The following is a 6763-nucleotide window of genomic DNA, read 5'->3' on the forward strand; positions in this document are numbered from 1 at the left end:
CGCGCCGGTGAGCTGTTGCTTGAGCTATCTCAATACCTCACTGTCACATGCTTGTCATATTCGTTGCCGCGCTAGACGCCATTCGATACTCTCTAAGAAAAAAGGGGCGACGATGCTCTAGGAGGGATCGCCATGGGTTTGCGTCAAAGGCAGGCCCCTGCATCACATGCGAATAGAACGCGAGTCACGAGGCGCGCAGTCCTATCCGGACTAGCGGCGAGTACGATTGCTCTTAAAAGCAGACGCGCCGTAGCGGCTGATCCGCGGCCGGTGCAGATTGGGCTCACGCCCGTGCTTCTGACTTCCGACCTGGAGCTGTTGGCGACACTTCGCTCTTATCTTGAGCGCATTTGGAGCAGGGAAGTCCAGATCCTCACGCGCCGAACCTACCAGGAGATCACGCTCCTCCTGGTAAACGGACAAATTGATGCTGCCTGGATCTGCGGCTACCCCTACGTCCAATTTCGCGAGCAGCTCGATCTGGTAGCGGTACCGGTGTGGAAGGGCCGCCCACTTTACCAGTCCTACGTGATCGTCGATGCCCGCCGTAAGGCCGAGTCCTTTCCCGATCTGAAAGGCGACACGCACGCGTTCTCCGATCCCGACAGCAATTCCGGCTTCCTCGTCACTCGCGCCCTTCTGACCGATATGCACACCAAGCCGGAGGATTTCTTCAGGCATCACTTCTTCACCTATGGTCATCGCAACGTCGTCCGCGCAGTCGCCTCCGGGCTGGCGGATAGCGGATCCGTCGATGGCTACGTGTGGGAAGTCCTCAGCATCGTAGAGCCCGATTTGACGGCTCCAACTCGCGTGTTGCGACAATCGGAATGGCTCGGATTTCCGCCGGTGGCGTGCGGAAAGAACCGCCCGAGCGGGCTTTCGGTCGATGACCTGGCCGCCGCATTCGTCGGGATGTCGTCCGATCCGGAGGCCCGTCGAGTGCTGCAGATGCTGCATCTCGACGGATTCACGAGAAGCGATCCATCCCTGTTCGACACAATTGGGGCGAAGATGAACTATGTTCGGAGCCTCGGATGAGCGCTCGCTTCGACCTGAGATCGAATCTGCCGGTCGTGATCAAGGTCCCTGCGCTTGTGGCGCTGCTCATGGTCGCCATCGGGGTGGTGCTCACAGATCAGGTGCTCAAGAGGCTCGCCGAAACCCAGGATCGCCATTTCCGGGAATTGACCGCCGCCTACCTGGACGGGCTTTCGTCGTCGGTGATGCCTGCGGTGATCCGTGGGGACGCCTGGGAGACGTTCGACAATCTCGACCGCGCTCGTTCACTGTACCGCGGCTTGACAATTCTCGAGACGGTGGTGGCGGAACCCGACGGCATCGTCCTGGCTTCCTTCGATCCCCGTACCGTGCCGGCCTTTGCACCCGTGCCGAAGTCGATCGTCGATCGGTTTGCGGACGCAAACGATAGCTGGCTTGACGAGCAGGCCGAGCGTGCCGGCGTCCGCCGCGTGCTGCTCGATCAGGGGCGTCGCATCGGGGTGATCTACACCCAATTCGACGTCGGCGCTCGATTCAAGGAGCGGCGGGACGTGCTCTGGACGTTGGTCGCGACCAATATCGCCATCACTATGCTCGTCGCGGCGGTCGGCTTCATCGCGGTGCGCAGAATGCTGCGACCGGTGCAGCTCTTGACCACGCATTTCAGGCGGGGGCAGTCCGGCGAACTGCTGTGCATCGCAGATGAGGATGTCGGACCGCCCAGTTCGGAGTTCGGTCGCCTGTTCAGACACTACAACATGATGGTGCGATCATGGAACGAGCGTGAGGCGCTGGCTGCTCGCGTCGCCGAAGAGCAACGCCTCACTAGCCTCGGCCGTCTTGCCTCCGGGATGGCCCACGAAATCAACAATCCCCTGGGAGGCATGTTCAACGCGATCGAGACGCTTCGGCGACATGGCCATCAGCTCGGGGTTCGGGAGCGTGCACTCTCTCTTCTCGAGCGGGGGCTCGCGGGCATCCGCGACGTCGTGAGGTCCGCATTGGTGACCCACCGTGTCGACACCGCGATGCGTCCGCTCAAGCCAAGCGACATCGAGGACCTGCGTCTTCTGATCGGTCCCGAGCTCGATCGCAGAAACCTTTCGCTGTCGTGGGCGAACGAGCTTCCCGGCGAGATTCCCGTCAGAGCGAATGCCGTCCGTCAGGCCGCGCTTAATCTGCTGCTCAACGCGTGCCAAGCAAGCGCGCCCGCCGGCCGTATCGCATTCGAAGCGGGACTGGTGGACGGCAGCCTAGTCCTGACAGTGAGCGACGAAGGCGCCGGACTCGACCAGGATAGGGTCAGCTACCTCGAAAGCCGTGAAGCGGATGCCGCGCCGCGGCCCGGAGAGCCCGGCCTTGGCCTTTGGATCATTCGGCGTCTCGTTCTGGAAGTCGGCGGCTCCATCCGAGTCGAGCATCCGGCCGGCGGCGGAACGGCGATCTCCATAGCGATACCCGATGGCTCGGGGGAGGAGCAGCGCAATGTTGCCTGAGTCAGTGTCCATCGCTGTGATCGAAGACGATCCGATCATGGGAGAATCCCTCAACCAGTACCTGGAGCTGGAAGGCTGCAAGGTCGAGTGGTGGCGCAGCGGCCAGGAAGCTCTCGCGGGCCTGAGGCGAGGTGCCCCCGATCTTGTCATCTGTGACATCCGTTTGCCGGACATGTCGGGTGAGGACATCTTCCGGAAAGTGAGCGGCGAAAGTGCCGCCCCGCCGTTTCTGTTCATGACCGCATACGGCCAGATCGACCATGCGGTGGCTCTCATCAGGGCCGGCGCGGGCGACTACGTGACCAAGCCATTCGAACTCGACGATCTGATATCGCGCGCCCGCGCTCTGATCGGCCGTAGGCCGGCGGTTCCGGACGGCGTATTGGGACTGTCGCAGCAGATGCGCCGCATCGAGGAACTGCTCGCCCGCATGGCCGGCCGCAATACGCCTGTGCTGTTCACCGGCGAGACCGGCTCTGGCAAGGAGGTCTGCGCACGCCACCTCCACAACATTTCGGATGCCGCTTCCCGGCCATTCGTGGCAGTCAACTGCGCCGCCATCCCGGACAATCTGCTCGAGAGCGAGGTCTTCGGACACGAGAAGGGCGCCTTCACGGGGGCCAACAGCAGGCACCTCGGGTATGCGGAGCGTGCCCAATCCGGGACCCTCTTTCTCGACGAGGTCGCCGAGCTGCCACTGCAACTTCAGGCAAAGTTGCTTCGGCTGCTTGACGAGCGCCGCTTCTACCGCCTGGGCGGCGAAGCCATCGTCCCGTTCCGGGCGCGCGTCGTTTGCGCCACCAACCGGGATCTCGCGGCGGAAGTCGCTGCGGGGCGATTTCGCGAAGACCTGTACTACCGCATCAACGTCGTCGCGGTCGCTATTCCGCCGCTTCGCGAGCGGCCCGAAGACATTCAGCTTCTCATACATCGCTTCTTCACCGAACTTGCCAGCGCAAATCCGGACCTGCGCGGACTGAGTAGCGGCGCCGAAAGTGCCGCTCTGGCTCACCCCTGGCCCGGCAACGTGCGCGAGCTGCGGAATCGGCTCGACAGGGCGGTCGCGTTGGCGACGGGCCCATGGCTTATGCCGGTCGACCTGTTTCCCGAGACGATGCGCAGCGCAAGCCAGCCGTCCGGAAGATCGCTCGCCGAGGCGCGTGACGCCGCTGAACAACAGGAGATCGAGCGCGCGCTCAAGGATACGGGCGGGCAGATCGCCGAAGCGGCGAAGCTGCTCGGTGTCTCGCGAACCACGCTGTGGGATCGCATGCGCCGTTTCGGCATCAACGCGGTCTGAGACGTTCAGTTTTCTGAACATCTCGTTTGTGGATGTTCGGAGAATTGGACAGCTTGCTGCAGTGCGTCCTAGAGACTTCAAGAGCTTAGCGCGTCAACGCTTCTGGCCCGGGAATTGGACTCCAGAGATGAACGGATCAGCCCAATGATCCGCGCATCACCCGGGAGAAGCCCTCATGAAAAAATGCGATCTGATGGTCGACGCCGGCAGGCGCCGATTTCTAAGCGGCGCAACGGTGGCCGCCGCCGGCGCCGTGGCCGCGAGCGCGATGTCGACACCCGCTCAGGCTGCCCCGTCCCAAGCCCGCGTGGCCTATCCATCGAACCGCCTGGCCAACGTGTCTCAGCTCAAAACGAATGAGCCCATGGACGTGGCGTATCCGGATGCGGACGCGCCGGGCGTGCTGATCAAGCTCGGCACCCGCGTCGAGGGCGGAATTGGTCCCGACGGCGATATCGTCGGCTTCTCGACGGTGTGCCCGCACAAGGGCTTCCCTCTGAGCTACTCGAAGGAGGATAGGTCGCTGAGCTGCCCCGGTCACTATGGACGCTACGACGTCGAAAAGGGAGGACAGCAGATCTGGGGTCACGCCACCCAGAACCTCGCGCAATACCAGCTCCGGATCGACGGCAAGGGCGACATCTACGCCGACGGTGTGGACGAGCTCCTGTACGGCCGGCTTTCCAACGTTCTGTGAGGGAGGGACAACATGACCTATAAGCGCCAGACCGACCGCCTCCCGATCATCCCGGCGGATGCCAAGGAGCACAACGTCACCTGCCACTACTGTATCGTCGGATGCGGCTACAAAGCCTACACCTGGGCGATCAACAAGCAGGGTGGCTTCGATCCGAAGTCCAACAAATTCGGCGTCGACCTGTCCAAGCAGCAGGGCGCGGAGACCGCGGCCTGGTATTCGCCGTCCATGTACAACATCGTCAAGCAGGACGGTAAGGACGTTCACCTCGTCATCAAGCCGGACACGGACTGTGTCGTGAACTCCGGTCTCGGTTCGATCCGCGGCGCGCGGATGGCCGAGAACCACACCTCCCAGCAACGGAACACCCAGCTGCAGCGTCTGACCGACCCGATGGTCTGGCGCTATGGCTCGATGCAGCCGACGAGCTGGGATGACGCGCTCGATCTGGTGGCGCGCGTCACGGCAGCTGTGATCAACGAACAGGGCGAAGACGGCCTCTTCGTGTCGATGTTCGACCACGGCGGATCGGCCGGAGGATACGAGAACACCTGGGGTACCGGAAAGCTCTACTTCGGCGCCATGAAGATCAAGAACGTCCGCATTCACAATCGGCCCGCCTACAATTCCGAGGTGCATGCGACGCGCGACATGGGCGTCGGCGAGCTCAACAACTGCTACGAGGACGCCGAGCTTGCGGACACGATCGTGGCGATCGGCACCAATCCGCTCGAGACCCAGACCAACTACTTCCTCAACCATTGGATACCGAACCTGCGCGGCACCACGATGGACAAGAGGAAGAAGGAATTCCCCGGCGAACCCGTCGAGGCCAGCCGGATCATCATCATCGATCCACGCCGCACCGCGACTACGGCTGCCTGCGAAGCCGAGGGCGGGAAGGATCGTGTCCTCCACCTCGCGCTTGAGCCTGGCACGGACCTCGTGCTGTTCAACGCGCTTCTGACCTACGTGGCCGACAAGGGGTGGATCGACAAGGAGTTCATCGCGGCAAGCACGTTGCCCTCGGGTCAGGCCGCCGGTCTGATATCGCGGCCCGGCGGCACGCCGGCCGATCAACCGTTGACCGATTTCGCGTCGGCCTTGGCTGCGAACCGCACGTCGATCGAGGAAGCGGCGAAGATCACCGGGCTCCGCGGAGAGGACATCGTCAAGGCAGCCCAGTGGATCGCGGAGCCGAAGGCCGGCGGCAAGCGCCGGCGGACGATGTTCGGATACGAGAAGGGCATCATCTGGGGCAACGACAACTACCGCACCAACGGCGCCATCGTGAACCTCGCGCTCGCGACCGGCAACGTCGGCCGGCCGGGCGGCGGAGTCGTGCGCCTGGGCGGCCACCAGGAAGGCTACTCGCGTCCATCCGACGCCCATGTCGGGCGGCCGGCCGCCTACGTCGACAAGCTCCTCATCGAGGGGCGCGGCGGCATCCATCACATCTGGGCCTGCGACCACTACAAGACGACGCTCAACGCGTTCAAGTTCAAGCAGGTGTACAAGCGCCGGACGGACATGGTGAAGGACGCCATGAACACCGTGCCCTGGGGCGACCGCAAGGCCATGGTCGACGCCATCATGGTCGCGATCCGGCAGGGCGGCCTGTTCTCGGTCGACGTCGACATCGTGCCGACCCAGATCGGACAAGCCTCCCACGTCTGGTTGCCTGCAGCCATCTCCGGCGAGATGAACCTGACATCCATGAACGGCGAACGACGAATGCGGCTGACCGAGCGCTACATGGATCCGCCCGGCAACGCGATGCCGGACTGCCTCATCGCCGCCCGGTTTGCGAACACGATGGAGCGCGTGCTGCGCGAGCAGGGCAATGCCTCCTACGCCGATCAGTTCAAAGGGTTCGATTGGAAGACGGAGGAAGACGCCTTCAACGACGGCTACCGCAAGCACGAGAAAGGCGGCGAGAACGTCACGTATGCGCGCCTCCGCGCGATGGGCACGAACGGCTTCCAGGAGCCATCTGTCGGCTTCGCCGACAACAAGATCCAGGGAACCAAGCGACTGTACACGGACGGAAAGTTCTCGACCAAGGACGGCAAGGCATTCTTCATGGCCGCGCCCTGGCGCGGGCTTCAGGCCGCGGGCAAGGCCGAGCAGAAGGCCAAGTACAAGTTCCTGGTCAACAACGGACGGACCAACCTCGTTTGGCAGAATGCGTTCATGGATGCCCAGAACGACTTCGTCATGGACCGGACGCCGTACCCCTTCATCGAGATGAACCCGAACGACATGAAG

The 6763-nt window shown here is 63.0% G+C and carries 5 protein-coding genes; all 5 read left to right on the forward strand.

Features of this window, described 5'->3' with window-relative positions; genetic code table 11:
- Positions 1 to 291 precede the first annotated feature (291 nt).
- On the forward strand, positions 292 to 1041 hold the full coding sequence (locus QX051_RS24500) for a PhnD/SsuA/transferrin family substrate-binding protein (RefSeq protein ID WP_315777875.1): 750 nt from the start codon (positions 292 to 294) through the stop codon (positions 1039 to 1041).
- A complete protein-coding gene (locus QX051_RS24505; RefSeq protein ID WP_315777876.1) occupies positions 1038 to 2498 on the forward strand; it encodes a HAMP domain-containing sensor histidine kinase in 1461 nt (486 codons plus the stop codon). The genes QX051_RS24500 and QX051_RS24505 overlap by 4 nt, the downstream gene beginning before the upstream one ends.
- Positions 2488 to 3798, forward strand: a complete 1311-nt coding sequence (locus QX051_RS24510) for a sigma-54 dependent transcriptional regulator (protein ID WP_315777877.1) — start codon at positions 2488 to 2490, stop codon at positions 3796 to 3798. Before QX051_RS24505 ends, QX051_RS24510 begins: the two co-directional genes overlap by 11 nt.
- A 175-nt stretch (positions 3799 to 3973) precedes the next feature.
- Positions 3974 to 4495 (forward strand): arsenate reductase (azurin) small subunit, encoded by a 522-nt coding sequence (locus tag QX051_RS24515; RefSeq protein ID WP_315777878.1) that lies wholly within the window; start codon positions 3974 to 3976, stop codon positions 4493 to 4495.
- Positions 4496 to 4507: 12 nt separating this feature from the next.
- The coding region (locus QX051_RS24520; protein ID WP_315777879.1) for an arsenate reductase (azurin) large subunit at positions 4508 to 6763 on the forward strand (2256 nt) is incomplete at its 3' end.

Source organism: Bradyrhizobium sp. SZCCHNR1053 (genome assembly GCF_032381235.1).
Classification (GTDB): Bacteria; Pseudomonadota; Alphaproteobacteria; order Rhizobiales; family Xanthobacteraceae; genus Bradyrhizobium.